A 411-nucleotide genomic window follows, 5' to 3' on the forward strand; every position below is an offset into this window, starting at 1 on the left:
TAATTGAAGCCTGGCAGTGTCCTACTCTCGCATGGCGAATGCCACACTACCATCGGCGCTACCGCGTTTCACTTCTGAGTTCGGCATGGGATCAGGTGGTTCCACGGCGCTATGGCCGCCAGGCAAATTCTTCATCGATTTGTCCGGAACAAATCGAAACCGCCGTAGGCGGGCCCGAAGGGTGAGGTTCAGGACGAACCGAATAATCTGAGAAAGCTGACGTGAATAACGACTTCGCTTGTTTGCTTTGTCACTATCACTGAATTTGTAAGTAGTTCGTTCACTTGCTACAAGGCCAGAAACACTTCTTGGGTGTTGTATGGTTAAGCCTCACGGGTAATTAGTATGGGTTAGCTCAACACGTCGCCGCGCTTACACACCCCACCTATCAACGTTGTGGTCTCCAACGGC

General features: G+C 51.3%; 2 rRNA genes. Both read right to left on the minus strand.

Features of this window, described 5'->3' with window-relative positions:
• Positions 1–8: 8 nt before the first annotated feature.
• Positions 9–123, minus strand: a 5S ribosomal RNA gene (gene rrf, locus ACLHZ1_RS20645).
• A gap of 196 nt (positions 124–319) precedes the next feature.
• Positions 320–411 (minus strand): 23S ribosomal RNA (locus ACLHZ1_RS20650); the annotation flags it as partial.

This window comes from Aeromonas sobria (assembly GCF_050266975.1).
GTDB classification, from domain to species: Bacteria; Pseudomonadota; Gammaproteobacteria; order Enterobacterales; family Aeromonadaceae; genus Aeromonas; species Aeromonas sobria_B.